Origin of the sequence: Colwellia sp. PAMC 21821 (assembly GCF_002077175.1) — a bacterium.
Lineage (GTDB): Bacteria > Pseudomonadota > Gammaproteobacteria > Enterobacterales > Alteromonadaceae > Cognaticolwellia.
The window spans coordinates 509,975-536,629 of record NZ_CP014943.1; the positions used below are offsets into that span (position 1 = coordinate 509,975).

Here is a 26,655-nt window from a genome sequence, read left to right on the forward strand (position 1 = left end):
GGGCTGTTATTCTAACAAATAAATAAGTAGGACATCCAACCTAATAGGCAAATAGAAAGGTCATCTATCTAAAATAAAAACAGCCAGTAAACATTTAGTAAATAAGGCGTAAACAAAGCGTAAACAATTAATAAACAAGTAATAAATCAAACCTAAAAGTGGAAATATGAATACAAGTTGTAAGCGCTTATAAAGTATTGAACTGCGATGTTGAAATAATTTCGATGAAAAAAAGAGGTTGATATTTATTCAATAAAAATTAACTCTGGGGTCGAGTTAATTCACTAAAAAAGCGAATCATTGCTGATTCGCCTTTTAATAGTTGTGCTTATGAGTGCCTTTTTGAAATTACTGAGTGATCCTTACTGTACCACCCACTACTTCAAAATTATTTTGACCAAATTCAGGTAAAGATGGGCAGTTATTTATGACTCCCTTCATCACAATAAAGCTACCTGGCTCAATACCAGCATAAATACCAGTACCTGCAACGAAGTTTAATGTTTCCTCAACTTCAAAAGGTACTGTACCAGTGCCGTTATCACAAGTTGGATCGCCAGCATAAATCGCAGTAATTGCATCATTTTCTGTATATAAAGCACCTGTACGATCTTTGTTAATAAAGATGTGATTCGCGGTAAAGTCAGGATTCAAAAGCCCTCTGGCAATACCTACAGCAATTAAATTTCCAGCTTTAAACTCCGAACCTTTAATTGGTTTTAATACGATTCTATATCTACCTAATTGCTCAGCCTGGGATACAGCAAGTGTTTCTGCGAAGCCAAGTTTAGCCTCATACACTACGGTGTTTTCCGTCGTTTCTGCAGCAAAAGTAGAAACACTAGACAAAGATAATAAAGCAGCACTTACTAATAATTTTTTCATAATAATATCCATTTACTTTTCAAAGTAATATCCATCTGTTATTTATTGACTTAAAGAGGTAAAATTTCAATCAAATTTCAATCAAGTTTTAATCAAATATCAATCACTATTTTCCTATTGATATTTGCCTACTAACAATTAATAGAAGGGGTGAAGTTTTACAATTCACTTTATACGCTTTATTTGCTTGTAATTGAAGTAGAATCGTTCAAAATTTCACACTGAATTTCTAATATTTGTAGGCACCAAAATACAGCTTTTTTTTTGATTATCTTCATTCTGGATTTAGAGGGTATTTAAAGTGTAACTGCCCCATTGATAAACAAATCCCTTCATCAATTTAATACCTTAAGTCGATAATTATAAACATTTGCTTTTTTTGCGTTTTTACCTACTGTTTAGATATATGGAAATATAATAAGCGTGAAGGGAATCTACCTTTCAATAACGTTTACAAAGCTAAATTGGTTTAGTATTTTTCTCATTTGTGACACTTTCACAATTTCTAAAACATCAGAGATCTTAATTAGTTTAGATCTAACTTTGATAGCAACCTTCAGAATGTAAAATGGACGGTTGTTGATAGCCGTAAATTTAAATAACAAATACAGTATTATACTTCCGTTCAGGGTAAGTCCTTTGTTTTATATAAGAAAGTAGATAATATGCCGATTAAACTTCAACAACTTATGCCATTATTATGTCTCATCCTTAGCTCTTGCGCAGTCACTTATCAGGATAATGACGGTAATCAGAGAATTGTTGGATTCGTTAGTCTGACACTTGAAAAACCTGTCGATAATAGTTTAGTCGCCGGTGATAAAGTAAAAATTACCAACCTTGGCGCTATGTACTCAGATAGCCCAATACACAATGGGATTTCTATTGGCTATTACAGTGAAACAACCACTGTTTTGAAAAATGATGTGGCTGTAATGATTAAAGATGACAATTAAAATGGAGATGTAAGATGAACTTACGGGATAAATTTGTTTTTTTTACCTTATGCTTAAGCTTTGTGCTATCTGGTTGCAGCACAACAGACAGTGCTGTTTTTGTCACGAAAAGCACTATAGGTGTGGTTGATGTCGACAGCACACCTGGCACGGTGTCTTTTGCATACGATCGTGTTGAGGGATACTTTGGTCCTAATTATGAAAATGGAGCGGTACCTCCCGTAGTAGGTTCGATGAGAACAAGCGGAGAAATCATAAATCCGACCATAAAGCAGCTTTATGCTACCGGTGAAGCTGCAACATTAGTTATCGATGATAAGGCAACAACCTACACGAAAAGTGATGATGATAAACTAACAGGCGAACGCCAAGCCTTAATTTTTGGCACTAGTACCTCTCTGGGATTTAAAATTGGCGTATCAAACTCCAACCCTACCTTTACGTTAGGTTATAAAAGAAAAGAAGCATCCTATATCCCTATACATAAAGGAGCTAATGGGGCTGAAGACAAATACTCCTCTGTACTGGCAAGTATCGATACCACAGTAAAAACAGATGTTAATGGTAATGCATTTGAAAACGGACAATATTTTGCCACAGGTGAAGCGGCTAAGTTACTAGCTGTGCAACCCTATATAAAAGATGCATTTAAAAGTAGTGCAAAAAGTGCACTAGGGTCTTACGATGAAAACTTTTCAAAACAAGTTCAAAACCATTCGGGCATCACACGATGTGCCTTTAACTTAAAGAGCGAGCAGTGGCAAAGTGTCATTGATAATGGCATAGCTGCCAATTTATTTTCTGAATTAGATGATTCATTAGCCTCATCTTTAAAGCAATTTTCTTTAACTAAATCGGCCGATGATTTGGTCATATTACTTAAACTATATTCAGAAGCTATTGCAGGAGGTATAAACCCTACTAATGAGCACAGTTTATTGTTGAAAACCCATGAAGATTTAGTTTGTAATTTAGCGAGGAGTTAAAAAATGCCCGACAAAGTCATTCCGTGTGAAAGATGCGAACATATGAAGGAACATCAAGAAAAGTCCGGATTTTGGATTGTAGTTTCCTGTAAACCTATAAAATATAAAAGTAATAAATGTAGAATGATTTATAAACAAAAAAAGTGAAGTTTTCACCTCAATCACCTCAGTGATGGCTATTCATTCCTGCAACAACCTGTTTGATGGTTACATGAGTGAGTAGCTTCGTAATAATAACTTAATCCATTTACATCTTTTTACAGCTAACGTCACCGCAGTACAAAGACGTTACGTACGTTATTTTGTATCCGATTGCTGAGTAATATCGCTGGTTTGGTCTACCCACTGAATATTTTTATAGTTAAAGCCAGTTTTGAGGGTCGGCTTTACAACTTCAAAATATGGCGATAAATCAAAATCTCTTGGAATAAAGTGGCTGTAATGCTTTTTTTCTAAACGGTTTTTAACAAAAAATCGGGGCTTTAGCCGTGAAAAACCTCGAGCAGGTGCTTCTCTTACATCTGGGTTAGTGTTCTCGGGAATTTTTAACGGCAAAATGGGGTAACGAATCGACTGAAAAGCTTGAGCAACTAAGGTTGAACAAATCGCTTTAGTTGGATCTCCACTACCAAATTCTAGCAACCTGCGACGAAAACGTAGCGGCACCGGTGGCGTTGGCAACAAATAACGCATTAAATCAATGATATTCTTGGTGTCGTATTGTAGGCCAATGCGTGCAGTAACAAAATCCAATAAGGCGTCAGTATCTTCTGCAGTAAGGCTCACTGGTCGGCAAATACGCATATTAAATCCGGCGTATTTTTCTAACGGCACGGTTATAACACCTTCCACTAAGTCGGCTTCCAACAACGGTAATAAATTAGGTTTATCGCCAATATACATACAAACATGAGACCAAGTAGATTGGGTTAAATATTTAATGGCTGTACTGATACGACTATCGCCCTCTATAAGCAGTATATCACCGGGCATAAGGCTCTCTTTTAACTGCTCGGTAGAAAGCGTGCTGAAGGTCGTGTAAGAAGCGCCTGGTTTATTCAAAAACGCCGCTAACTTGTCGCCCAGCGCATTGCCAATACGAGAGAGAATACTCTGTTTTTTCTCTTGGTTTTTTACCGACATAACCAATATTTAGCCCTTGTTAACTATACTGCTTTTGCCAACATGAAACACTAATCGGCAGCTATTTATTATTGTAAACAGCATAAACCTAGCCACTTTTTCATGCAACTCTATAAAGGCTCATTTTCTGAAATACATGTTTTGTTGTAACGCCCTTCACACAAAGTTTTGATACAAAAAGGTATACCGATTACGTATTATATCGCTGAGCAAGGTCTACTTAATATGAGATAAAATTAAACGGGGGAAGTCTTACGATAGTAATCACGCATCTATGTAAACTTAGTTAACGTTAAAGCCAATTTACTGTCTGCCCATTTTCAATAACTATCAGCCCATTAATTTTTAAATAGCTTAGTGATAAATAGCTTAGTGTTTAATAGGCTATTTTGGTTTTTTTTATCTGTAATAGCGTTTCGATTAATTTTACTTATCAATAATATATTCAATTTAAACCACGCAAAATCATGTTTTATATAAGATTAAAATTATTTTAATTTATTTAAAAATAAATGTTGCACAAATTTAAAACACACATTATTATCTCGCCGCTTCTTGATGATAGCCAATCCGAGTACATTACAAACCCTGTTTGTAGCAAGGCAAATGAGCAACTATCCAAGAGTGAATTTGACTGTGCATTAGCACTATTAATATCACTCAACTGACTCGTAGATAAACCTTATCCGAGCGGTTGCTTAGGACGGAATAAAAACGTCCTTATACTCGGAGAATACCATGGCTTTATCGACTCAATTAAAAGATTACACAATCAAACTACCTGCAGCAGCGGTTGCCGCTAATCAAAGCGAATGCTTTGCCTATGCGCAACCAACCAATCAAGAAATTGAACAACTAGCAGCACAGTTTGGTGCGCCTTTAATGGTGCTTGACTGCGAAGCTATTCGTCGCCAATACCATGCACTTAAAAATGCACTTCCAGGCGTTACATTACACTTTGCATTAAAGCCTTTGCCACATGCAGCGGTTGTACGTACATTATTAGCAGAAGGCGCGAGCTTTGATTTAGCCACCAGCGGTGAAATTGATTTAGTGGCGAGTGAAGGCGTTCCGAGCGAGCTGACTATTCACTCACATCCTATCAAGCGTGATAGCGACATTCGTGATGCATTAGCTTATGGCTGTACTGTGTTTGTGGTAGATAACATCAACGAACTAGAAAAATTTATTGCTTACAAAGATCAAGCAGAAATTTTAGTGCGTTTAAGCTTTCGCAACAAAGATGCTTTTGCTGATTTATCTAAAAAGTTTGGTTGTAGCCCTGAAATGGCAATCGAAATTATTACCTATGCTCAACAGTTAGGTATTCGTATTAAAGGCTTGTCATTCCATGTGGGTTCGCAAACAGCTAGCCCAACTAAATACGTAGACGCGATAAACACTTGTGCAAAAGTTATTGCACAAGTCAGTGAGCTTGGTTTACCAGCATTAAGCACGTTAGACATTGGTGGTGGTTTTCCAGTGCCTTACAGTGCTGATGTACTGCCGATTGATGTATTTTGCGCGCCAATTAACGTTGCCCTTGCACAATTACCAGAAACCATGCAAATACTGGCTGAACCTGGTCGCTTTATTGTTGCAAGCTGCGTAACCAGCGTGGCATCTGTAATGGGTCAAGCCGAGCGTGAAGGCAAAACATGGTACTACTTAGATGACGGTATTTACGGCTCGTTCAGCGGATTAATGTTTGACGAAGCGGCGTACCCAATTGACAGTGCGAAACAAGACGGCATGCGTTTTGACTCAGTACTAGCAGGCCCAACATGCGACAGCATTGACGTGGTAAGCGAGTCAATTATGTTACCTAAGCTAAACAATGGTGATTTAATTATTAGCCGTATGATGGGTGCGTACACACTAGCAACGGCTACTGATTTTAACTTCTTCAAACGTGCAGAAGTTGTAGTATTAAATGAGCAAGTACACAGCCAAGAATTAACCGGCTAATAGCTCAAGCAAAGTTCCCTCCGCGACAGATACGCAGGCTTGTATCCGTACAAACATAAAACGCAGTTTACTACTGCGTTTTTTCTTTTAAACAATATTGGCTTTATTGATAGACTATAAAAAAATTCAAATTAACCATAATGCCCTAGCTAATTGTTGTATGCCGGAAAGTGGATGTATTGTTATTTCGCTTTATTCAATAACGGTTAACTATGCTAGAATCTAACTATATTATTATTTAAAAATTATTAGGCGTATTTCATGTCTGAACATTCAACTTACGAAATTTGTGTTGAACCTATAGAACTTTATAAATTACTTAAAATTGCCAATATGGTTGGCGGTGGCGGCGAAGCTAAAACCATGATCAGTGAAGGTGGTGTTAAAGTAAATAAAGAAGTTACCGTGCAAAAGCGTAAAAAAATTCGCCACGGCGATATTGTCGAACTTAACGGTAAAGCGATTAAAATAGCTTATAACCCAGCCCAAAAATCTGCAGAGTTCATTAACACCGTTGTCTCAGCGACTAAAAATGCAAAAAAGAAAAAAAGAGCTAACAGTAAAGCGCCAGTTGCTTCATCTGAAGCTGCTAAAAAACCATTAGCTGATAAGCCGAAAAGAAAGCCTACTTCAGTTTAATTGGGCAGAGTTTTATTCTTAGTAGATTTAAAAATAGTAGCTTTTTAAGAAATGTCATCAAAAACCGAAAAATTTATTAATAAAGCTTTTCGGTTTTTTTGTTTTTATTTAACGAAAATAAAACACCCATATCAAAAACACTAACTCCAGGTTTAGTTTGGGTTGAATTGGTTAGCTTTGCTTAGTGAAATAAATAACTGCTAAAATACCTCAGTTTTTCGTCTATCGCACTATATCCAAGCCACTTGAAGGTGTAGGATTCAGCAAGCCGAGCAAGGTTTAGCACCAAGGCATTGATTGAAGACGAAACCATGGATGGTAAAGGTAGAGCGAAGCAGGATGCCAGAGCCGAGAATGGTTGCTCCATTGTCGAAATCAATAACGCCGGAGATGACCCTTTATCGCCTTGTCCGCAGGGAGCTAAGCTCTAAAACTGCATCTTCAAGTGGTTTGGGTATATATATAAAGGTAATCACGTGATCAGAATTTTATTAGTTTTTCTTAGCATATTTATGTCGTTTCATGTGTTTTCTACAAATACGCAAGGACAATATATTCAACCGAGTAACTTGTCCCCGAAAGTGCGTATAGAAACCAATATGGGTAATATCATTATTGAACTTGACCGCTACCGTTCGAGAATTGCCGCTAATAACTTTTTAGGTTATATAACGCGCGGACAATACGATAAAACCCTGATCCACCGTGTAGAAGAAGGCTATCTTATACAGGCCGGTGGCTTTATGACTAAATACACTGAAATTGAGTCCGACGAGCCAATTTTTAATGAATCAGGTAATGGCTTAACCAACAGCGAAGGCACAATAGCGATGGCAAAACAGCTAAACGACGCCCATTCAGCAACTAGCCAATTTTTTATTAACCTTAATGACAATACTAATTTAGATCCCGGTCGTTCGTGGGGCTATGCTGTTTTTGGCGAAGTGATTGAAGGTTATGAAGTTCTAGAAGCGATCGCACAAGTGGAAGTGGGTTACAGTGAGCAATTAGGCTACACAACTGTGCCGAAAGAAATGATCACAATCATTAGGGTAGTTATTCTTGATGAAGAACTATCTGATGAATAGTTAGCTGAAATATCAATGGGGTCACACATATCAATGGTATCAATAGGGTCAGAGTCTGAGCGATCCTCACAAAATATCAGAGTCTCTCAATGATATAGAAGGGAAGAGTTGAGTTTACGCCAACAGCCATTAGTTAAATAAAACTGACTCTTTATTTTTTTTCGTTACGCTTTCATTTGGTCGATTAGACATAATACTATGCGAGTCTTCAGACAAAATATAAGGCGTCAAAACAATAATAAGTTCGCGCCGCTGAATTTCATCATCCATTGAAGTGAATAATTTTCCTAGTACCGGAATATCGCCTAGTAAGGGAACCTTTCCTTCGCGTTCTTCCGTGCTTTTACTGACTAAACCACCAATAATGATCGGGGTTCGGTCAGGAATACGTGCAAATGTTCGTACTTTCTTGCTTGATGAACCTTGTTTTTCAGCCAGAAGTACACGCCCTCCATCTTCCGTTGGGGCATAAACTTCACCATTATTTTCGTCATCTTCCGACTCAACGGTAATATCAAGCTCTAAAGTTAACCATCTTCTGTCAGCTGAAACTCTAGGTTTTAAATTTAAGGTTATACCGATCAACAACGGGCTAAATTCATAAGAACTAACTTGCAATCCTCCTGTTTGACTAAGCGTACTGCGCAATTCGGGCGACTGAATAACATCAACAATTTGAATAAAAGCTTGCCTGTTACTTACGGCTAGTACACTGGGACGCGACAGCACTTCAGCCTTACCCTCTTCAATCATAGCTTTTAAATACACCCGTTCTTGATGGCCAGGCGAATAGTCATTTTCACCATTAAGCGGATCGATAATAGAGTTTTTTAAATAATTAAAGGTGTCTAATCCTGGCATCAAACTACCAATAGAAATTGATTTATCACCATCAACTTTATCGTATTGAATACCAAACTCTTGACTGTCTTCTTCTCTAATTTCTAACACCATAGTTTCGATATAAACCTGTGGTGCTGGCACATCAAGCTTTTCATAAACTAACCATTTAAGTTTTTCAAATTTATTGGCTTTCGATGGATGGTAATACACCAGTAAACGATCAAGCTCTGCGACATTTGACGTGCCAAGCGGGCTAATTTTAGTGCCACCCGCATCTGATATGTTATATCCCTCGCTATTATTTTCACCAAAAGCTACTTTAAGATTATTCACTTGAGAAGGTAAAACAATAACCGGAAGTTCATCACAATTAAACTGACTTGCTGATTCGACGCTAACGTCTAGCACTTTATATCCCATAAGGTTTAAGGTCATTGCCATGCTCGACAAGTCATGATTAGACAAGCGAATTTCTTCCAACATTAAGTCTTTTAAAGCGAAGGATTTTTGTTTTTTGGTTGTGGCATCTATACCGCAATTGTCAATATCAGCATAAAAGGCAGTTAAGGGATTTTCTACTTTCGACTTTACTAGATTGTTGTCGCTGTTATGCACTAATTTAAGTGACGTATTCGAGGGAATACCATACAAATTGGGGATGGTTGGCTTATTTAAGTTTTCAGCTTTTACAGCAACTGACTCAGAAGGTTTTGCTTGTGTTGAATGTTTACTTTCATTTATCGAGCTACATGCACTCAATATAACCAGAGTAAGTATGCGGCAAACATTTATCCCAATACACATCCGCTGTCCTATTTTTAATAGTTATTATTAAAGCGTTATTTATGTCACCTCAAAGTAATTTAATAGTAGAAATAAAAGCTCGACTTAGCCAGAAAAGACAAAATTTAGTTATTTGGCAGCCAAAAGTGAATAACCGAAAAAACTGATTTAACAACTCCTATAGCATATATCGTAAGTGATTTTGGCGCTGGAATTAAGTTAATATATCAATGGGGTCAGTATCAATGGGGTCAAATTTTAAATACAATCTCTCTATCACGAGGTCAGAGTTAATGATGTAAGTATCAATAACTTTAACCCTATTGATTTGTCTTGATTTAAAGTATTGCGCTAACCATAATTTAATCCAAGTATTCTTTATAAAAACCAGATCATAAGTTATTTTATAATTGACATCGTGGTTTTTTATTGTTCAACTATTTATCGACAATGATTTGAAGGCAATCATTAAATAGCTGTGGTCTATGACCAACTAATATTACACCTTTCCGGTTTGTGTATTATTGGCTTCTACATCCGGGTTTAAGTAATTAAGATTTTCTTAATTTTTTCTAAACCTAATGACTAGGAGTTACTATGCAGGTTACATCTCAACGAATTTGGATCAAAAATCCCCTCGACTGTTTAGACCCAGCTTACGCGGGTGGTATTGTTATTCAAGATGATATTATTGTTGAATTAATAGCTGCTGGCTCTGAGCCATCACAAGCTGTTGATGAAGTAGTTGATGCACATGAACACGTTCTTATCCCCGGCTTAATCAACGGGCATCATCATTTCTATCAAACATTAACTCGTGCTTTTCCTACCGCGTTAAATAAAAATCTATTCCCTTGGTTACAAAGTCTCTACCCGGTTTGGGCTAAGCTAACACCGGAGATGATAGCGACATCTACCCAAATAGCGCTTTGTGAATTACTACTCTCTGGTTGTACTACAGCAAGTGATCATCATTATTTATTTCCTGATGGTTTAGAGCATGCTATTGATATTCAAGTAGAACAGGCGACAAAATTAGGTATTCGCGTGCATCTTACCCGTGGTTCAATGAGCTTAGGTGAAGACCAGGGCGGTTTACCTCCTCGAACAACTATTCAAACTGATCGTGAAATTTTAGACGATAGCCAACGGTTAATTAAGGCCTATCACCAATATGAAGATGGTGCGATGACGCGTATTGCACTAGCGCCATGCTCACCATTTTCTGTTAGTGAAGAGTTAATGCGCGCAACGGGCGATTTAGCCCGTGAACTTGATGTTAGATTACATACTCATTTAGCCGAAACCCATGATGAAACAGACTTTTGCATACAAATGTTTGGTGTACGTCCTGTCGACTACCTTGAGCGCGTTGGTTGGTTAAATAACCGTACGTGGTTGGCGCATGGTATTCACTTTAACGATGAAGAAATAGCACGATTAGGTAAAGCTAATGTGGGTATCGCCCATTGCCCCTCATCAAACATGCTCTTAGCGTCAGGGCAGTGTCCGACCATTGCACTGCAAAATGCGGGTTGTCCTGTGGGCCTTGGTGTTGATGGCTCTGCGTCAAATGATGGTTCGAATATGATTGGTGAAGTCCGCCAAGCGTTATTACTACAACGCTTACGTTATGGCGCTAAAGAGATCACTCATCAAAAAGCCTTCGACTGGGCAACAAAAGGCTCAGCTGGGTGTTTAGGTCGTGATGATATTGGTGAAATAGCGGTGGGTAAACAAGCCGATATCGCTCTATTTAAACTTGATGAAATACGTTTTGCTGGCTCAGGATCACCTGTGGCAGCAATATTACTTTGTGGTGCAACTAAAGCAGATAAAGTTATGGTTGCCGGTAAGTGGCGTGTGTTAGATGGTCAAGTAGTTGATATTGATATTAATCAATTAATGGCAAAACAAATTACGCTAGCTGCACAATTAGCTCGTGCTTAATTCACTTAAAATATCAATGGGGCCAAATATCAATAACCCCATTCATTGCTCTCACAGAAAATGCGTTCGTTTTTTCAAGCCGTAAATCAATATTCTATGGATCAGCTAAAACTAGCGATGAAAAATAAAATCGCTAGTCAGTAAAAAATACCTTAGTAAATTTATATTCTTGTCTTAAAGCAAAGCTATTTCAATTTACTTGGCTTATCAATGAGTAGCTTTATTGCCGATATGATATTTTTTTGCTGTTTAATATTTCTTATTAAAATACGCCATGGTGTAAAAACCACATCAAAAAATGCTACATCGTATTGGTAACCGACGACTCCGTAGCGCGGTTTTTCACCATCTGAGCAAACAAATGTTCCAAATAGCTTATCCCAAATAATCAATACTCCAGCGTAGTTTTTATCGATATATTGCGGGTTACTAGCGTGATGAAGACAATGATGTGTTGGGGTATTAAAAACCTTACCTAATAACTTAAATTCTGGTCCCATTTCAGTATGGACAAAAAACTGAAATGCCAAGTTTAGCGCAACAATTGCTAATACTAACTTGGGCTCAAATCCTAAAATAATCAGCGGTAACCAAAACAGCCACATGCCAACCATAGGGTAGAAAAGGCTTTGCCTCATCGCGGTTGAAAAGTTCATATTGTTAGAGCTGTGATGAACAACATGAGCAGCCCATAGCCAATTACATTGATGACTGCTGCGGTGAAACCAATAATATAAAAAGTCCTGCAAAATAAATCCGGCAATAACTGAAAAAGCCGTCAATTCAAAAGAGAATAATGCAAAGGAAGAATGTAACCAAAAAAACAACGGCAACAAAGCTAACATGGCCAATATATCGGTGGCCTGATGCGAAAGTGCTAAGCCAAGGTTTAGCAAAAACTCTTTTATTGAGTAGCTATTTTTTCGCTTTAACAGCTCCATAATGATGGCGATAATAAATAATGGACTCAATAAAATTAAGATAAACTCAACAGCCATTGACTGATCTCCATAGTCGTTTTCCTGCTAGGGTAAAGTCGTAATACATGACAAGCTTTAATAACCAAGTCGGTATCCAAGTGTTGCTCTGCCCTTCTATTTGATAATGTAAGTAATCACCATTAGCAGCTTGAATATAATTAATTTCGCCTCGATGGTTTTTAACCGGCCCGCTACCCTCTATTTGGTAGATAAGTTTACTATCACAAAGATGAAGGATTTTTTCCGTAAACTGATGGCCTCTCATGTTTATTAATCTACGGCGGCATGAATCATGTTTTTCAAGTTCAACAAATTCGCTGGCAAAAATTTCGCTTAAAAATGCACAATCAGCTAGACAAGACATATCGAAATGTTTCTCGCTTGGCAGTTTTATGGTGATGTCTAATAATGTCATATTAAGTAATTTCGCAATGGCAAGTTATGCTAGCTTAATCTGTTTAATCGCGACATACTTGTTTAATCATGTCATTTTTTTGTCTTAAGGCGCCATAATGTCAGATGTAAGCCGAGAATATTGTCAAATAATAGCCGCAAATATACCTAAGTCTTGGCTCAATTGTCAGCGGATACCTATTAAGATATACCTACAGGGTTTGAATATTACCGCAAAAGAAATGCGCGATACTTTATGGGGTTTTACCGTGGGTAAAACGATTACAAGCGCTGAATATGGCTTACTCGGTTATTTAGTGGAGTCGTGTGATTCTTTAAAGGCAGCACTTGACGCTTTATTGCAGTTTGATAAAACAGTGGCCGATATTGGTGAAATACAATTCACCAATATTGGTAATACAGCCAGCCTAAAGTGGCTACCTTATTTTCAAAATCGTCATGCAGTTTTACGTAATATGACGGCTTGGGTTGCTACGGTAAGACGATTAACCGGTAAGCAATTAACCCCTACAGTTGTTAATCTACAGGATGATTTCTCTAGTAAGGAACTAAAAACCCTCACTGAATGGTTTGGTTGTTCGGTGCAAGCTTCGTGTGACTCAAATGACATAATTTTCGATATATCTTTATTAACTATGCCTATTTTAACGCGTAATGAACTGGTAAATAATCATTTGTTGTTAGCAACGCAAGAAGCTAAAAAGTCTTTTATCGATCAACGTGGCTGGTTAAGCCAAATACAGCCTGTGCTTCATAGCGCTGATTTACACCATTTTACGTTAATGACGTTGGCGGGAACACTCTGCATGTCGCCACGCACATTACAAAGAAAGCTCAAGCTAAATGAAATGAGTTTCAGTCAATTGCTTGACGATGAAAGAAAGCGGCGCTTTGAACAGTTTGGTAATATGATGCGAAAACAAATGTTAAGCAACTTACTTGGCTACAGTGAACAAGCCTCTCTAAATAGAGCCTCTAAGAGATGGTTTGGTGTTTCACCAAGTCAGTATTTTAAAAAACACAGCACGTGAAATAAACGATTTATCGTTTTTATTATGCGTAAAACCGCAGGCACTATTGTTTATACATATCTGTTCGCCAAACCTTACTGGTTGACCATCTCGGGGTGTGTTGCTAGGGTTTAGTTTTCACAATACTTTGGGTTAACTTCCACAAATCACCAGTATCAAATAATTTAACAGGACATATATCTTAAATAATTTAGGATGAGTGTCCTGTTAACTTTGTTAACTTGTAACCAACAGAAGCATATTCCACTTAATATAATAGTCAGTTACTTTTAAATTAAGTGGCTTGGTCGAACTATAAGGCATTCAATAAGTAATAAGTATGGCATGATCACCGCAAGTTCCGTTAGCTATACGCTTACAATTTAACATCTTGCAGTAATAGAACCTAGTGTACAACTAGTTGTGCCATGTGCTGTAGAACATGTTTTGTACTTTATTGTTTTAGTACAACCTGATCCTGTTGAAGGAAGCCAGATCGAGCCGTCATTATTACCCCCCGGACCTGTACTGCCGCCTGATTCTCCATGCTCAATCTCTACATCACCACCCCTTTCTAATGCATCTAATAAACAATTTGATACAAGGTTTATTTTGGCATCAAAAGGAACACCACTCATAAACCTACCTATAGGAAAGCCATCAATTTGGGATGCACCTCTATTTAATTCAAAAGAAAGAGCTAATACTCTTCTTCCATTAACATTAGCCTCCCCCCCATATGAAACGTTAAAAGATAAGTTATTATCCGCATTACCACCATAAAAAATATTTGCAAAAACACCTATATTATTATGATGTAAAGTAATATTAACTCCTGCTCCATTCGCTGAAATTTGAAGTCCTCCTCCAGAAGTTAACGATTCATGGGAGAGGTCAGTCCAACTCTGATCTCCAATTTTATTTGCTATTTGATTATTTAGTTCTCTATGAGTAAATCTTTGAAAGCTTTCATCGGTAATATAATTTGCAGGATGGCTTTCACAAGATTCATTACTTTGGCTAGATATTTGCTCAAGCCCTTTAATTTTTTTCAAGTTAGATGTGGAGTGCCTTTGAGTCGACGCTAAGCTAGTATGTAATGAACCTGCTTCTTGAACTCCTCTACGAAACTCATAATCAATATCATAAAACTCTTCTAACGCATTTCTTTCATCATTCGTTAGAGATAGATCTGTTGCTTTTATTAATTGTGCATCACTAAATTGAGACTGCTGAGTCGCAGAAATTTTGAACTTAAATGCGGTTCTGCTTAGCGGGTTAGTAACAATTATATTTGTTGAAGTTGATGCACATTGATAAGTTGTTGAACCAAATTGAGAGTTACCATCGTTTAGGCCAATTACTTGGCAGGTTGGCTTTTTGTAATAAATTTTTGCAATATTAACCGAATCGCTGTAATCACAAGTGTCACACGATTTAGTTTCGGTTAAAGCGGCATAAACTGAACTACTAAGGAATATCAGTCCTATAGTTAATACTATTTTCATAATAATCCTTTAAATATAGAATAAAAACCACTCAAAAACCGAGTAAACTTCACACTATCAATATATAATGACCTGATCAACTAAATTCAGACACCCCAGTTAAGTTCGTTAAGCTACCTTTTTCAATTCTCTTTCTTTGCCTTCATACACATTTGGACTTTGGTAGCCCAGATATGAGTGCAATCGTTTGCTGTTGTACCACATCGTTATGTAGTTCATTACATCTTGCTGAGCTGCAATATAACTAGGACATCCATTCTAAGGAATTAAAAAAGACTGCAAGCTATAAGCTTTTATAAGCCCTTTCGCTGTTATGTGAAATTTAATAGATGGCTAAACAGAGTTCACAGAATCATTCGATAATGAAATCAGGCGAAAACTTAATGATTTAAGTGTTTTAAAGGCGTAAAAAAAACTTAAATCATTAAGTTTGAGGCCAATGTCTTATCGGGTATCGTTAAAACTAGATGGTTAAGCTAACAGTTTTTCACAGCACTTTAGGTTTTGTCGTCGCTTAAGTTCATGGTGTTGATAATAATCGGTTAGTGCCTCACTACGGCCTACCGCACCATGAAACAACTTTCTAAAACCTTTCGTCAGTATTAACCAATTGTCTGGATTTATTTTTAGCCGCTGCAACAGCTCATGTTGGCTCTGGGCAATGTAGCCAGCTTTATCTTCACGCATACAACGCCCTGTTAATTCGATTAATTGCAGATAGTCGATTAACTCAAACGGTAAACCTTTAGGCATGTCGCCTCTGGGGTTACCGACAAAGGGCAGTAGGTTTGTCGGTTGCTTTCCCTCTTGGGCTTTGATAACACGCGCTTTTACGCTGGTGTAGGCTGAGGTCTCAGGCGTTTGTGCTATGCCTGCTCTAACTGGGTTTAAATCTACATAAGCCATGCAAGCAGCAAGTGCCGCTTCATCAAGTAGGGCTTGTGATTTAAAACGTCCTTCCCAAAACCGACCGGAGCAGTTATATTCTTGATTGGCTTTTCTGGCAATGCTTTCATTGAGTAATCGCATAAACCAACTGATATCCATTAACCGGCTGCGATAGCATTCAATGGTATCGTTTAATGTCGGTTGTAAGTATTCCGCAATGGGCTCACCGCGACAATATTGCTGTGTTAACAAGGTGCCTTTAAAGAGTTGGTGCCAACGCTGAAGTACTTCCTCATTCGACCATGACTTGGCAATGGCCTCATCAATAAACAGCACTAGGTGGCTATGGTTGCTCATAATGGCATAAGCACATACGTCGATGGCGAACACCTGACTTAAGGTTAGAGAATTTTAAAATGACACTCATCTTAAATACGACCTAACTACATATCATCGAAATTTAAATATATCACCCGTTATCATGTTTAATCGGCACATTTTTAACAACTAGAGGCTAAATTATCGATTAATCCCCCAGCCTACACCAAAATATCAATTTTATGGCAAGTTTAAGCCTCAAGTAATGACCCGTTATGTGTATGGCTTTTTTTGATTAGTGAGCTCTGTGTTTACGCAAAGAGTTTATTGCAATGGCTTAAGTTTTGTCGTCGTTTTAACTGTTGATGTTCGCAGTAATCACTGAGTACATCTTCGCGGCCTACCGCCCCATGAAATTGTGTTCTAAATTCAGTTGTGATGATTAACCAGTTTTCAGCCGATATGTTTAATCGGTTGAGTATGCTCGGCAGGCTGTCTTCGATGAAGCCCGGTTTATCTTCTCTGATGCAACGACCCGTTAATTCGATTAACTGTAAATAGTCACTGAGCTCAAACGGTAGACCTTTGGGCATACTCTTTCTGGGGTTACCAACAAAGGGCATTAGCGTGTTAGGTTGTTGGCTTTGTTTTGCTTGTTCACAACGCAGCTTAACGCTGGTGTGCTCTGAGCTTTCAGGTGTGTCGGCAATATTAGCGCGAATAGGGTTTAAATCAACATAAGCCATACAAGCAGCAATGGCGGCTTCATCAAGTAACGCTTGAGATTTAAACCGTCCCTCCCAGAATCTGCCTGTACAGTTATCTTCTTGATTAGCGGCTCGGGCAATACCTTCATTAATGTGGCCCATAAACCAACTGATTTTCATCAGTCGTTTTCGATAAACCTCTGCGGTAGCTTCAACAATATCCAGTAACGGTTTCGCTAATACATCTCCACGGCAGTATTGTTGTGTCAGTAACGTGCCTTTGTGTAAACGGTGCCAGCGCTCAAGGACTTCATTCATGCTCCATTGCTTGGCTGTTGCCTCATCAATAAATAATACGACATGGTAGTGATTACTCATCACTGCATAGGCACAAACGTCAATCGCAAAGACTTGGCTGAGAAAATGTAACTTATCCTCAACCCATGCGCGACGATGCTCATAACTTTGCCCTGTAAAGGCATCTTCACCACATAAAAAAGCACGTCGAACACAACGTGAAATACAATGGTAATACGGGGTATCGACTAAACTGATTTGTCTTTTTCGAGGGGTTGCCATCCTAGCTTCCTGATTAAAATCCTATTTGCACAAGCATAGAACAGCGTTAATAAAATGCAAATTTGAGTGAGTGTCTTGTTAATTACCGTAAAGGCATCTTCACCACATAAAAAAGCACGTCGAACACAACGTGAAATACAATGGTAATACGGGGTATCGACTAAACTGATTTGTCTTTTTCGAGGGGTTGCCATCCTAGCTTCCTGATTAAAATCCTATTTGCACAAGCATAGAACAGCGTTAATAAAATGCAAATTTGAGTGAGTGTCTTGTTAATTACCAGTCGTTTTCTGGCGGTAGTCATCAATAAAATCCTTTTACTTTGACGGGTGTAATAAGCCTAGTCGAGGGCTTAATATTTATCAATTAAAAATGGATGTCCTAGTTAATATTGCTGAAGTACTTCCTCATTCGACCATGACTTGGCAATGGCCTCATCAATAAACAGCACTAGGTGGCTATGGTTGCTCATAATGGCATAAGCACATACGTCGATGGCGAACACCTGACTTAAGGTTAGCAATTTGTCTTCAACCCAGCCGCGCCTATGCTCAAAGCTTTTGCCAGTGAATTTATCTTCGCCACAAAGAAACGCACGACGAACACAACGAGAAATACAATGATAGTAAGGGGTGTCAACTAAACTGACGAGTCGTTTTCTGGCGGTAGTCATCAATAAAATCCTTTTACTTTGACGGGTGTAATAAGCCTAGTCGAGGGCTTAATATTTATCAATTAAGAATGGATGTCCTAGTTAATTGTTTTTGCACAAGCATAGAACAGCGTTAATAAAATGCAAATTTGAGTGAGTGTCTTGTTAATTTTATACTTGCGGTAAGGGGCTGAATCTTTTCAGGATACTCTTGCATATCTTTTGCAACAAAAGCTAAAAACGACTCAACAACGGGATCACTTTCTGTAGGTTCAACACGAGAAAGTATGACACTGCCATTTGGTTGAATGATAAATTTTATTTTATCTTTTTTATTCAAATGCAGAGCTTTACGAACAATACTAGGAACGGTTGTTTGAAATCTATCTGTCAATGTAGATTCAGTTTCTAAAGTGGCTTGTGTCATAGTAACCTCCAAAATATTAGGTTTACCTTACAACGGTAATGCAATCGCATTACCGTTGCAACTTTACCTATTTAAGAAGCTTTCATCACTTAATGCTGTATTCATAGAGTCATCAATAGGACCAGAGTTAATTAATGCACTTCGATACTACCTTAAACAATGAAAACGAGTCTAAGATATTTTTTATTATTTTATATCAAATAGTTACTAATATTCACAACCTGTTAACTCACTTAATACTGAATACACAATCTATGCATTTTTTAAATATTTTTTGTCTAATGCCTCATCTGATGTTAAATGAACATCAATAGTAGGCCTTGCTCTATCATCAAATGATTTTCCCTTAGTCGCATAATAGTTTTCATTTTTTGTAGCGTACTTAGCTTCAGGATTGCTTTTTTTCTTATTACCTTTTGATTTTACTATTTTTTTATTGCTTAGTTTAGAAGGAATAATCTCAAAATATTCATTCATCTCTGCTTCAGTCTTAGAGTTAGCTTTTAAATATTTAGCAAGCAAGTCTTCTTTACGCTCAGTGCTCAAATCTAACTTATCTAATTTTATAGTAAATTGTTTTACCAACTTCATTATTTCCTCCAGAAGGTTTGAACATAATAACTAACCACTAGGCGCCAGCCTCTATAGGTGGGTTAGTTCTAAATTTAACAGAGTAAATTTAACAGAGTAAATTTAACAGGACACTCATTTTAATTTAGGATGAGTGTCCTGCTAATTTTGCTAATTTATACAATGACTAACTGTTCACCGACAAAATGGTTTACTTAATCAAGCAAAAACACTTCTTGATATTTATTTTCTATTTCTTTTACTTCAACATCAGTTAGTGCAGAGAACTCTCTAGTTGTAGCCCTTATCGATAACCTACCATTACCCTGACGCAAAAAGTTAAGTAGTAAACTTAAGTTTTTTTGAGGCATATCAAACCGATTATTTACATAGTTCCAAATTTCATCGTATCTTTCAAGATAAAGGACTTCCTCAGGAAGAACAGTGTCTACAGTATCTTTTACGCACTCAAATAAAAACTCCACTTGGCGTGTCATATCTCCATATCGATACAAGTCAGCCGTTTCATTTGTTACATGAACATTGTTATCTATCGTTGGTTGCCATTCAACATACTTTAAACGTGGTTGTGTAAACTGCTCTAACACGGCTTTGTACTCTTCTATTTTTTCTAGAATTACTGCTGATACGGGAAAAATAACCCCTTTAGGCGTGAAGCCACTCTCAGCTAGTACATGATGAATTAAGTAGCGATGAATTCGTCCATTACCATCTTCTAACGGATGAATAATAACAAACGAAAAGGCAATGATTGCAGCAGCTAAAACAGGATGGAATCCTGAGTCTTTCATTAATTCATACCCATTTAGATAAGCAGCGAGTAGCTCATCAAGATCTTCTGGTTTGGCTGATATATGTTCAGGTATTGGTATGTTGGTCACACGATCATGCTCACCAACAAAACCGCCAACGCAACGAATTCCCGGCAGAATAAATCGACTATCAGGAATGACTACTTCTTGTAAACGTTCTATCTCTTCTACGGTTAATGGCTGCATGCCTGCTTGACCGATAACTTTCCCCCATCGCTCTATACGATTATGAGGAGGCGCTTCTCCTTCAATGGTATATGAAGCCTTAGAGTCTGAAAGCAGTAAAAAAGCAGCAGCTCTTGCAAGTAAGTCACTGTGAACAGTCCCTATATTCTTGACCGCTTTTTCGTCTAGGTTTTCTCCAATATACTGAACTAGCTTCTCTGTTTTCTTAATTAAAGGACAAAACCCTTTAACACCCGGTAAGTTGTTATTTATTCGTTGGCGTGAAACCTTGGTTTTGGCGCAGCCAAATTGTAGTTTTTCATTTAGCGCGTCAACATAATTACCAGTAGTAACATCCTCAATGGGTAGTACTTGCGCAGTGAGCCATTCATAGAAAAACCAAATTCTGCGGCTATACGCCCCTGTTATTTCATTTTCAACAGAAGCAGTAATATCTTCGATTGCCAAAGCGCCAAATAAACTTTTCATAATAGCTAAATCAACACCTTCGTATTTCAACGCAAATGTTAATTGTGCAAACCAATGGGCTTCAGGCTGATAACGGCTTCCCCATATTAACCACCTTCCTTTGCTTCGTTTAGCGTTTATAGCTGGAACAATGGCGCATATCGCATTAGGAGCAGGTACGCTTAGTTGGAATTCATTGATAATCCAAGCATATCCAACCAGCTCAGCTTCAGGCTCTGGATAGATTTCTTCATCAAAGAACTTTGCGCGTTTAGCTAATAACATATTACCCACCTAAAAATGATGATTTACCATGAAAAACGATTATCGACCATGAAAAACGATTATATAATTCATTACCTCATGAATTATGATTACAAACTATATTATGACTGAAAATTTAAATCAACTGCGTGAAAAATAATTACCAGGCGTGAAATATGGTTATACTTGATGCGACCGTGTGAATGATGGTTATTAGTCTTTGCCTATAATGAAAGGTAAGTAACTAGCAATGAGCATAAGAAAATGATCCCCCAAGAACAGCAAATTATTTCACAGGTAATAGAATGGGCTGGAAGTATTGACGCTGCTAAAAAATGGTATGAAAGAGAGCAAATACCAGCGCTTGATAGCACGGCAAAATCGCGGTTGATAATGGGCATCATCAGGCGGTATTGGATTACTTAGACGGCATTGCGGTTGGTGGCTTTTCGTAAGCACTCGTAGCGACTTGCAGTAACACAGGATTAATATTCAAACAATTTAACAGGACACTCATTTTAATTTAGGTTGAGTGTCCTGCTAATTCTGTACCTAGCTAATTTTTGGGGCATATGCATCCTTGAAAACCTAACGCCCAAATAACGGGCTAAAAATAGTGGGCTAAAATGGAGCGGAGCGAACAGCCCGCTGTTTTTAGTCCTTGTTGATTTGCTTGTTGAACGAAGCCGCTCTGCGGCAGAGTAGCTTTGAAACTACCTTCCATACTCAATAATAACATCGTCATTGTGACGGTGTGTTATTGGAGTATAACCTCATGAATACATCACAAGAGCAACACTATAATTTTCTTTATGAACAACATCTTATCAACTTAAGACTGCAAGGTAAACGTCCTTCAACTATTGATGCTTATGCCCGTGCTGTACGCCGTATAACAGCCTTTTTTGATAAGTCACCTGATACGTTAACAACGGCTGACTTAAAGCTGTATTTCAACAACCTCATTCAAACCCATTCTTGGAGTACCATTAAGCTTGACCGTAACGGTTTGCAATTCTTTTACCGCTATACGCTCAATAAACAATGGGAGTGGCTTTCTATCGTCAAGCCTCCTCAAGTAAAACGCATCCCCGATATTTTAACACCCAAGCAAGTGGATGATGTGATTAATCAAACCAAGCAACTTCGCTACCAAGTGTTTTTTATGACCCTTTACAGTATGGGGTTACGCTTAAGCGAAGGCCTTAATTTAACCATACACGATATTGATAAATCGACCATGTTGGTACATGTTCGTGATGGCAAAGGAGGAAAAGACCGCATGGTACCTCTGCCTGAGCTCACCCTCTTAGCGCTAAGGGATTATTGGAAAACTCACCGCCACGAGCGTTTGATTTTTCCTGGAACTCATACAAAAACGAATACGCCTATGGATAAAGGCAGTGTTCAAAAAGCGTTAAAACGTGTGCTTCAAGACTGCCACATTAAAAAACTCATTAGCCCACATTCGCTGCGTCATTGTTATGCTACGCACCTGCTTGAACAGGGGCTTGATTTACGCTCTTTACAGCATCTATTGGGACACGCAAGTCTCAACACCACGGCACGCTACACACAACTCACGAAAGTTAAACAACGTGATATGTCACGCGCGGTAAATCAATTAACAGATAAATTGACCATTACATGGTCGGTAAAATGAGCACCTTTATCGCGTTACTACGTCAACATCATCAAGCCCTTGAAACTCAGTATAGCCGTCAACTATCACATGATATGCGCCAAGCGATTTTTGCCATGCTGTCATGTAAAACGGGGCAACAAGGTCAATCATTATGGGCATGCTCAGCTTGTGAGCATCATGAGAGCCAAGCGCTTTCTTGTGGTCATAGAAACTGCCCACAATGTCAGCAAAGCACAACGTCAACGTGGCTTGAAAGACAAAAACAAAAACGCTTACCTGTGCAATATTACATGACAACCTTTACCTTGCCCTATGAGTTAAGAGCGTTAGCTCGCAAGCGACCTAAAGCCCTATATCAAATAATGTTTAGTGTCAGCGCGTCAATCTTAAAAGATTTTGCACGACGTAATAAGTTAGGGACAATAGGGTTTACGAGTGTTTTACATACCCACAGCAGAAGACGTGAGCTGCATCCTCATATACATATCATAGTGCCCAATGGCGGTTATGATGCAAAACGTAAGCAGTGGAAGCAAGGCAAGCCGGGTTATTTGTTTAATGCGAAGGCACTCGCTAAGGTATGGCGAGCTCGCATATTTGAGGCAATTAACCAACATCCTGAGTTATCGCTGAAAGACATTAACATCATGCCAAAGCAATGGGTCGTTCATTGTAAAAAGGTGGGCTATGGTCTGCCTGCGTTAAAATACCTTTCAAGATACCTTTATCGTGGTGTATTAGCGGACAAAGATATTATCAGCCATGACCATAAAAACGTCACCTTTCGTTATACAAATAGCACCACTAAAAAAACTGAAACACGTACGCTACCCACCTTAACGTTTCTGATGCTGATATTACAGCATGCATTACCTAAAGGGTTACAGCGTGTTCGAGACTATGGTCTCTTATCCTCGGGCGCTAGGAAAATACGATTATTGATACAGTTTTTATTAACCGAGTTTACTCACCTTTTACCGCCAAGCATCACACCATCCAAACCCAAAGCAAAACGGGCTTGTCCGTGCTGTCAGCATCAGATGCTATGTACTGGCGTCATTAGGGCTGGCTAATAAAGAAAGAAAGAAAAGGATGATGGTGTAAACAAACGCTCATGAGGAAATAAATATTCTATGCATAAATAACTGAATTAACAGCGGAAAAACACCCAGGTTTTTCGCTTTGGCTCAGTGCGCCTTGTATTTACATACAAGGCCAACCCACCTTGAAAATCAATCACGCTATTTACTATATAAAGCAGGCTCCGGGCTTGTCCAACACCCGAATAGGTGTCGGCTACGCGACACCTATTCTTATTTGTTAGCAATACCTACCACCAAGCTGCTCTTATGTTTTTTTATATAATAACCACCAAGCCAAGTAATTAGCAATGATGCCCCAATAACTACCTGCCAAAAAGATACACCTAAACTCTCCAATGGAAGGCGAACAACAGTTTCAGCGGCAAAGGCAGCCCATAAACCAACATAAGACCATGACATTCCGGAGTAATGCCATTGTAGCCAGTTATCATGATGCCTAAATAAAAGAGGAGATAAAATACCGAATAAAACGGTTAATAATGAAAATACAGCAAGAATATGAAATGGACCGAATGTAAATAAAACGTGAGTAAACAAAGCGGTTATATTCATAGAAATCATTGATGCTACATAAATATAACCCACTTTTTTATGGGTAAGTGTGCCTTTTGTTTTGAATACTACGTAAGCACCAGAAATTAAAGCTACTACAGCTAAAATAGTATGGAAAGCACCTATTGTTGACTCAAATATACCCATATCGCTAAACCTCCATGTATTGCTAACGCTCTATTAACAGGCAAAATAGAGTTGGCTAAAATAGGTGAACGGAGTGAACAAAAAGCCAACTTTATTTTGTCCTTGTTTAATAGCTTGTTAGGTGCAAAATTTAATATTGCCCTTTTAGCCACCTTTTTGCTGTAAGCTTCTCTAGTTTTCTTCTGTATTTTTTAGATGAAAACTCTTCAATATTTCCCTTCATAACATCAAAGATATCTTCTGTTATTATTGCTCCAATTGCATGAATGGCTTCATGTCGATTCAGTCCTTGCCTTGTAAGTTTTGCAATGGTCTCAGGTAATAAATCAACTTCCATAGCTAATTGATTCTCAACTATCACATGGATTGATGCATGAAGTTGCAAACCATCTTCGGTTAATTCAAGATCTAACCCTGAATGGAAATCATGAACCAAATCAATTCGTGTATATTCGTCTAATGCTAACCAGTTTTCGGAGTCTACTGGTTTATTGGGATTATATGTATCCATTGTTGCCTCGAATGCATGAGTTGACTTTGCACCTAACAGCTTATTATGAGGAAAAAATTCTTGTTTAAACAAGGAAAAAATCCTTTTTTCATATTTTAAGATAATCAAAACATACCTTATTTATTCAATATCTACAATAAGTTACTAATAAAACATTTCGTTATGTTAAAGACATAAACGAGAATATTTCCTTTTTATTGGATGAAAGCAGGAAATCGCACTAAACTGTACAAATATACAGCACAGCTTAGTGCATAACAAAATAAATAAGGATAAATATATGAGCTCTCTTTTTCTTACCCATATTAAAGAGCAGATGTGGACAAAAAGGTATGCTAAACGCACTATCGAGTCTTATTTATATTGGATAAAAGCGTTTATCATTTTTAATAATAAGCGGCATCCTAGCACTTGCCATAATCATGAGGTTGAGTCTTTTCTCTCACACCTATCTAATGTCGTTAATGTGGCGCCTAAAACACAGGCATTAGCATTGAATGCCTTATCGTATATGTACAAATATGTGCTTAAAAATGAATTAACATTGGAATTAAACTTTAATAAAAGCCATATTCAGCAAAAACTGCCTGTCGTACTAACTCAAAAAGAAGTATCAGCACTGCTTGTACAAATTGACGCTAACTATCAATTAATTTGTCAACTTATGTATGGTAGCGGCCTACGATTAATGGAAGCTGTTCGTTTACGAGTACAAGATATAGACTTTGATTTTTATACTGTAAGAGTTTGGCAAGGTAAGGGAGGAAAAAACCGCTGTGTGACTTTGGCAAAAGAGCTTGTTGATGCATTAAAGATGCAAATAAATAGCGTTGAACTACTTTTTAGCTGTGACTCTAAAAACCCTGATTATCAGGGTGTATATTTACCTTTCGCACTCAGTAGGAAATACCCTAATGCACGAAAAGAGTTGGGATGGCATTATTTATTTCCTTCAAAAAGACTCAGTATAGATCCTGAAGTAAATGCACTTAGACGACATCATATAAATGAAACATCGATAAGAAAAGTAGTAAAACAGTCGGCAAAGAAAGCGCGTATAGAAAAAAACGTTACTTGTCATACATTACGTCACTCCTTTGCTACGCACTTATTACAGCGAGGTGCTGATATTCGCACGGTTCAAGAGCAATTAGGTCATACTGATATTAGAACAACACAAATATATACTCATGTTATGCAAGCTGGTGCGAATGGTGTACGTAGCCCTTTATCTGACTTATAAATAGGAGAAATTCATGGGCATAAGTCCAAGAGTGCATTTTTTTGACCAATACGGCAAAATAGAAAAAATTCCATACCGTAAATTCGAACGCCTATTAAGTGCCGACAAGGCTACATGTTTTCCTAAGTACGCTTCTGAAAAGGTTAAGTGTTCTATTTCTTATGTCGAAATGGAAAATCGTCAGGCAATTGAAATTCTTCATTGTGACTATTTACTGATACCTTTTAATCAACAGGGTCAATTAGATATAGACCGATATGCACAGGGCACAGCATTAAAGTTTCAGTCTATTGATCTGCTCAATAGCTTTAACAATATTACTTATATACAACCTGAATTAGCAAAAAAACAATATATGAAGGACTTTACATGGCAGGCAACCCCACAACAAATTGATGCAATTGTAGCGCATATTTTTTCTAGCAAATAA

At 37.8% G+C, this 26,655-nt stretch carries 25 protein-coding genes and 3 pseudogenes; 12 read left to right on the forward strand and 16 right to left on the reverse strand.

Annotation, left to right across the window (positions count from 1 at the left end; translation table 11 throughout):
- Positions 1-348: 348 nt before the first annotated feature.
- Positions 349-885, reverse strand: coding sequence for a hypothetical protein (locus tag A3Q33_RS02040; protein WP_081178400.1), 537 nt, complete (start codon positions 883-885; stop codon positions 349-351).
- 665 nt (positions 886-1,550) lie between these two features.
- Between A3Q33_RS02040 and A3Q33_RS02045 the strand changes: the two genes are divergently transcribed.
- Together A3Q33_RS02045 and A3Q33_RS02050 are read left to right on the forward strand one after the other, a co-directional pair.
- Entirely contained in the window at positions 1,551-1,841 is a 291-nt protein-coding gene (locus A3Q33_RS02045; protein ID WP_081178402.1) for a hypothetical protein, read from the forward strand.
- Positions 1,842-1,855: 14 nt separating this feature from the next.
- A complete protein-coding gene (locus tag A3Q33_RS02050) occupies positions 1,856-2,827 on the forward strand; it encodes a hypothetical protein (RefSeq protein ID WP_081178404.1) in 972 nt (323 codons plus the stop codon).
- Between the two features lie 297 nt (positions 2,828-3,124).
- On the opposite strand, the gene A3Q33_RS02055 is transcribed toward A3Q33_RS02050, so the two are convergent.
- Positions 3,125-3,970: a YiiX/YebB-like N1pC/P60 family cysteine hydrolase gene (locus A3Q33_RS02055; protein ID WP_081178406.1), complete on the reverse strand. Its 846-nt coding sequence runs from the start codon at positions 3,968-3,970 to the stop codon at positions 3,125-3,127.
- Positions 3,971-4,708: 738 nt separating this feature from the next.
- Between A3Q33_RS02055 and A3Q33_RS02060 the strand changes: the two genes are divergently transcribed.
- From A3Q33_RS02060 to A3Q33_RS02070, 3 genes are all read left to right on the forward strand, one after another.
- Positions 4,709-5,938, forward strand: coding sequence for a type III PLP-dependent enzyme (locus A3Q33_RS02060; RefSeq protein ID WP_081178408.1), 1,230 nt, complete (start codon positions 4,709-4,711; stop codon positions 5,936-5,938).
- 261 nt (positions 5,939-6,199) lie between these two features.
- Positions 6,200-6,577, forward strand: coding sequence for an RNA-binding S4 domain-containing protein (locus A3Q33_RS02065; RefSeq protein WP_081178410.1), 378 nt, complete (start codon positions 6,200-6,202; stop codon positions 6,575-6,577).
- A 476-nt stretch (positions 6,578-7,053) separates the two neighbouring features.
- Positions 7,054-7,665 carry a peptidylprolyl isomerase gene (locus tag A3Q33_RS02070; RefSeq protein WP_231295766.1) on the forward strand — a complete coding sequence of 204 codons (612 nt, stop codon included), beginning with the start codon at positions 7,054-7,056 and terminating at the stop codon, positions 7,663-7,665.
- Between the two features lie 129 nt (positions 7,666-7,794).
- Here A3Q33_RS02070 and A3Q33_RS02075 read toward each other — a convergent pair whose 3' ends face one another.
- Positions 7,795-9,312, reverse strand: a complete 1,518-nt coding sequence (locus tag A3Q33_RS02075) for a type II secretion system protein GspD (RefSeq protein WP_081178413.1) — start codon at positions 9,310-9,312, stop codon at positions 7,795-7,797.
- A gap of 576 nt (positions 9,313-9,888) precedes the next feature.
- Between A3Q33_RS02075 and A3Q33_RS02080 the strand changes: the two genes are divergently transcribed.
- A complete protein-coding gene (locus tag A3Q33_RS02080; protein ID WP_081178416.1) occupies positions 9,889-11,241 on the forward strand; it encodes an 8-oxoguanine deaminase in 1,353 nt (450 codons plus the stop codon).
- Between the two features lie 185 nt (positions 11,242-11,426).
- On the opposite strand, the gene A3Q33_RS02085 is transcribed toward A3Q33_RS02080, so the two are convergent.
- Together A3Q33_RS02085 and A3Q33_RS02090 are read right to left on the reverse strand one after the other, a co-directional pair.
- On the reverse strand, positions 11,427-12,239 hold the full coding sequence (locus A3Q33_RS02085; protein WP_081178418.1) for a sterol desaturase family protein: 813 nt from the start codon (positions 12,237-12,239) through the stop codon (positions 11,427-11,429).
- The gene (locus tag A3Q33_RS02090) at positions 12,229-12,636 is read right to left on the reverse strand and encodes a hypothetical protein (protein WP_081178421.1); all 408 of its coding nucleotides are present in this window, start codon (positions 12,634-12,636) and stop codon (positions 12,229-12,231) included. The genes A3Q33_RS02085 and A3Q33_RS02090 overlap by 11 nt, the downstream gene beginning before the upstream one ends.
- 97 nt (positions 12,637-12,733) lie before the next feature.
- Here A3Q33_RS02090 and A3Q33_RS02095 point away from each other — a divergent pair, with 97 nt between their 5' ends.
- A complete protein-coding gene (locus A3Q33_RS02095) occupies positions 12,734-13,666 on the forward strand; it encodes an AraC family transcriptional regulator (RefSeq protein ID WP_081178424.1) in 933 nt (310 codons plus the stop codon).
- Between the two features lie 362 nt (positions 13,667-14,028).
- Here A3Q33_RS02095 and A3Q33_RS02100 read toward each other — a convergent pair whose 3' ends face one another.
- The 9 genes and pseudogenes from A3Q33_RS02100 to A3Q33_RS02135 all read right to left on the reverse strand — a co-directional run bounded on the left by A3Q33_RS02100 (position 14,029) and on the right by A3Q33_RS02135 (position 21,045).
- On the reverse strand, positions 14,029-15,153 hold the full coding sequence (locus A3Q33_RS02100) for a hypothetical protein (protein ID WP_081178426.1): 1,125 nt from the start codon (positions 15,151-15,153) through the stop codon (positions 14,029-14,031).
- Positions 15,154-15,261: 108 nt separating this feature from the next.
- A pseudogene (locus tag A3Q33_RS20540) lies at positions 15,262-15,387 on the reverse strand (IS3 family transposase); the annotation flags it as partial.
- Positions 15,388-15,624: 237 nt separating this feature from the next.
- The gene (locus A3Q33_RS02105) at positions 15,625-16,398 is read right to left on the reverse strand and encodes a transposase (RefSeq protein WP_231295767.1); all 774 of its coding nucleotides are present in this window, start codon (positions 16,396-16,398) and stop codon (positions 15,625-15,627) included.
- 272 nt (positions 16,399-16,670) lie between these two features.
- A complete protein-coding gene (locus A3Q33_RS02110) occupies positions 16,671-17,645 on the reverse strand; it encodes a transposase (RefSeq protein WP_081178431.1) in 975 nt (324 codons plus the stop codon).
- A gap of 86 nt (positions 17,646-17,731) precedes the next feature.
- Positions 17,732-17,839: pseudogene (locus A3Q33_RS20545) on the reverse strand (Type I secretion system protein TolC); the annotation flags it as partial.
- Between the two features lie 194 nt (positions 17,840-18,033).
- A pseudogene (locus A3Q33_RS02120) lies at positions 18,034-18,318 on the reverse strand (transposase); the annotation flags it as partial.
- Between the two features lie 112 nt (positions 18,319-18,430).
- Positions 18,431-18,724, reverse strand: a complete 294-nt coding sequence (locus A3Q33_RS02125; protein ID WP_081178435.1) for a type II toxin-antitoxin system PrlF family antitoxin — start codon at positions 18,722-18,724, stop codon at positions 18,431-18,433.
- A 252-nt stretch (positions 18,725-18,976) separates the two neighbouring features.
- A complete protein-coding gene (locus A3Q33_RS02130) occupies positions 18,977-19,315 on the reverse strand; it encodes a hypothetical protein (RefSeq protein WP_081178437.1) in 339 nt (112 codons plus the stop codon).
- Positions 19,316-19,509: 194 nt separating this feature from the next.
- Positions 19,510-21,045 (reverse strand): Fic family protein, encoded by a 1,536-nt coding sequence (locus A3Q33_RS02135; RefSeq protein ID WP_081178439.1) that lies wholly within the window; start codon positions 21,043-21,045, stop codon positions 19,510-19,512.
- Between the two features lie 243 nt (positions 21,046-21,288).
- Here A3Q33_RS02135 and A3Q33_RS20550 point away from each other — a divergent pair, with 243 nt between their 5' ends.
- The 3 genes from A3Q33_RS20550 (at position 21,289) to A3Q33_RS02145 (ending at position 23,742) form a co-directional block, all read left to right on the forward strand.
- On the forward strand, positions 21,289-21,450 hold the full coding sequence (locus A3Q33_RS20550) for a hypothetical protein (RefSeq protein WP_155866677.1): 162 nt from the start codon (positions 21,289-21,291) through the stop codon (positions 21,448-21,450).
- A gap of 349 nt (positions 21,451-21,799) precedes the next feature.
- Positions 21,800-22,687: a tyrosine-type recombinase/integrase gene (locus A3Q33_RS02140; RefSeq protein WP_081178441.1), complete on the forward strand. Its 888-nt coding sequence runs from the start codon at positions 21,800-21,802 to the stop codon at positions 22,685-22,687.
- Complete coding sequence (locus A3Q33_RS02145; RefSeq protein ID WP_081178443.1) at positions 22,684-23,742, forward strand: IS91 family transposase; 1,059 nt, start codon at positions 22,684-22,686, stop codon at positions 23,740-23,742. The genes A3Q33_RS02140 and A3Q33_RS02145 overlap by 4 nt, the downstream gene beginning before the upstream one ends.
- A 240-nt stretch (positions 23,743-23,982) precedes the next feature.
- Here A3Q33_RS02145 and A3Q33_RS02150 read toward each other — a convergent pair whose 3' ends face one another.
- Both A3Q33_RS02150 and A3Q33_RS02155 read right to left on the reverse strand, forming a co-directional pair.
- On the reverse strand, positions 23,983-24,471 hold the full coding sequence (locus tag A3Q33_RS02150; protein WP_081178445.1) for a DUF2306 domain-containing protein: 489 nt from the start codon (positions 24,469-24,471) through the stop codon (positions 23,983-23,985).
- Positions 24,472-24,601: 130 nt separating this feature from the next.
- Entirely contained in the window at positions 24,602-25,054 is a 453-nt protein-coding gene (locus A3Q33_RS02155) for a hypothetical protein (RefSeq protein WP_155866678.1), read from the reverse strand.
- 208 nt (positions 25,055-25,262) lie between these two features.
- On the opposite strand from A3Q33_RS02155, the gene A3Q33_RS02160 reads away from it, so the two are divergent.
- Together A3Q33_RS02160 and A3Q33_RS02165 are read left to right on the forward strand one after the other, a co-directional pair.
- Complete coding sequence (locus A3Q33_RS02160; RefSeq protein WP_081178449.1) at positions 25,263-26,225, forward strand: integron integrase; 963 nt, start codon at positions 25,263-25,265, stop codon at positions 26,223-26,225.
- Between the two features lie 13 nt (positions 26,226-26,238).
- Entirely contained in the window at positions 26,239-26,655 is a 417-nt protein-coding gene (locus A3Q33_RS02165) for a hypothetical protein (RefSeq protein WP_081178451.1), read from the forward strand.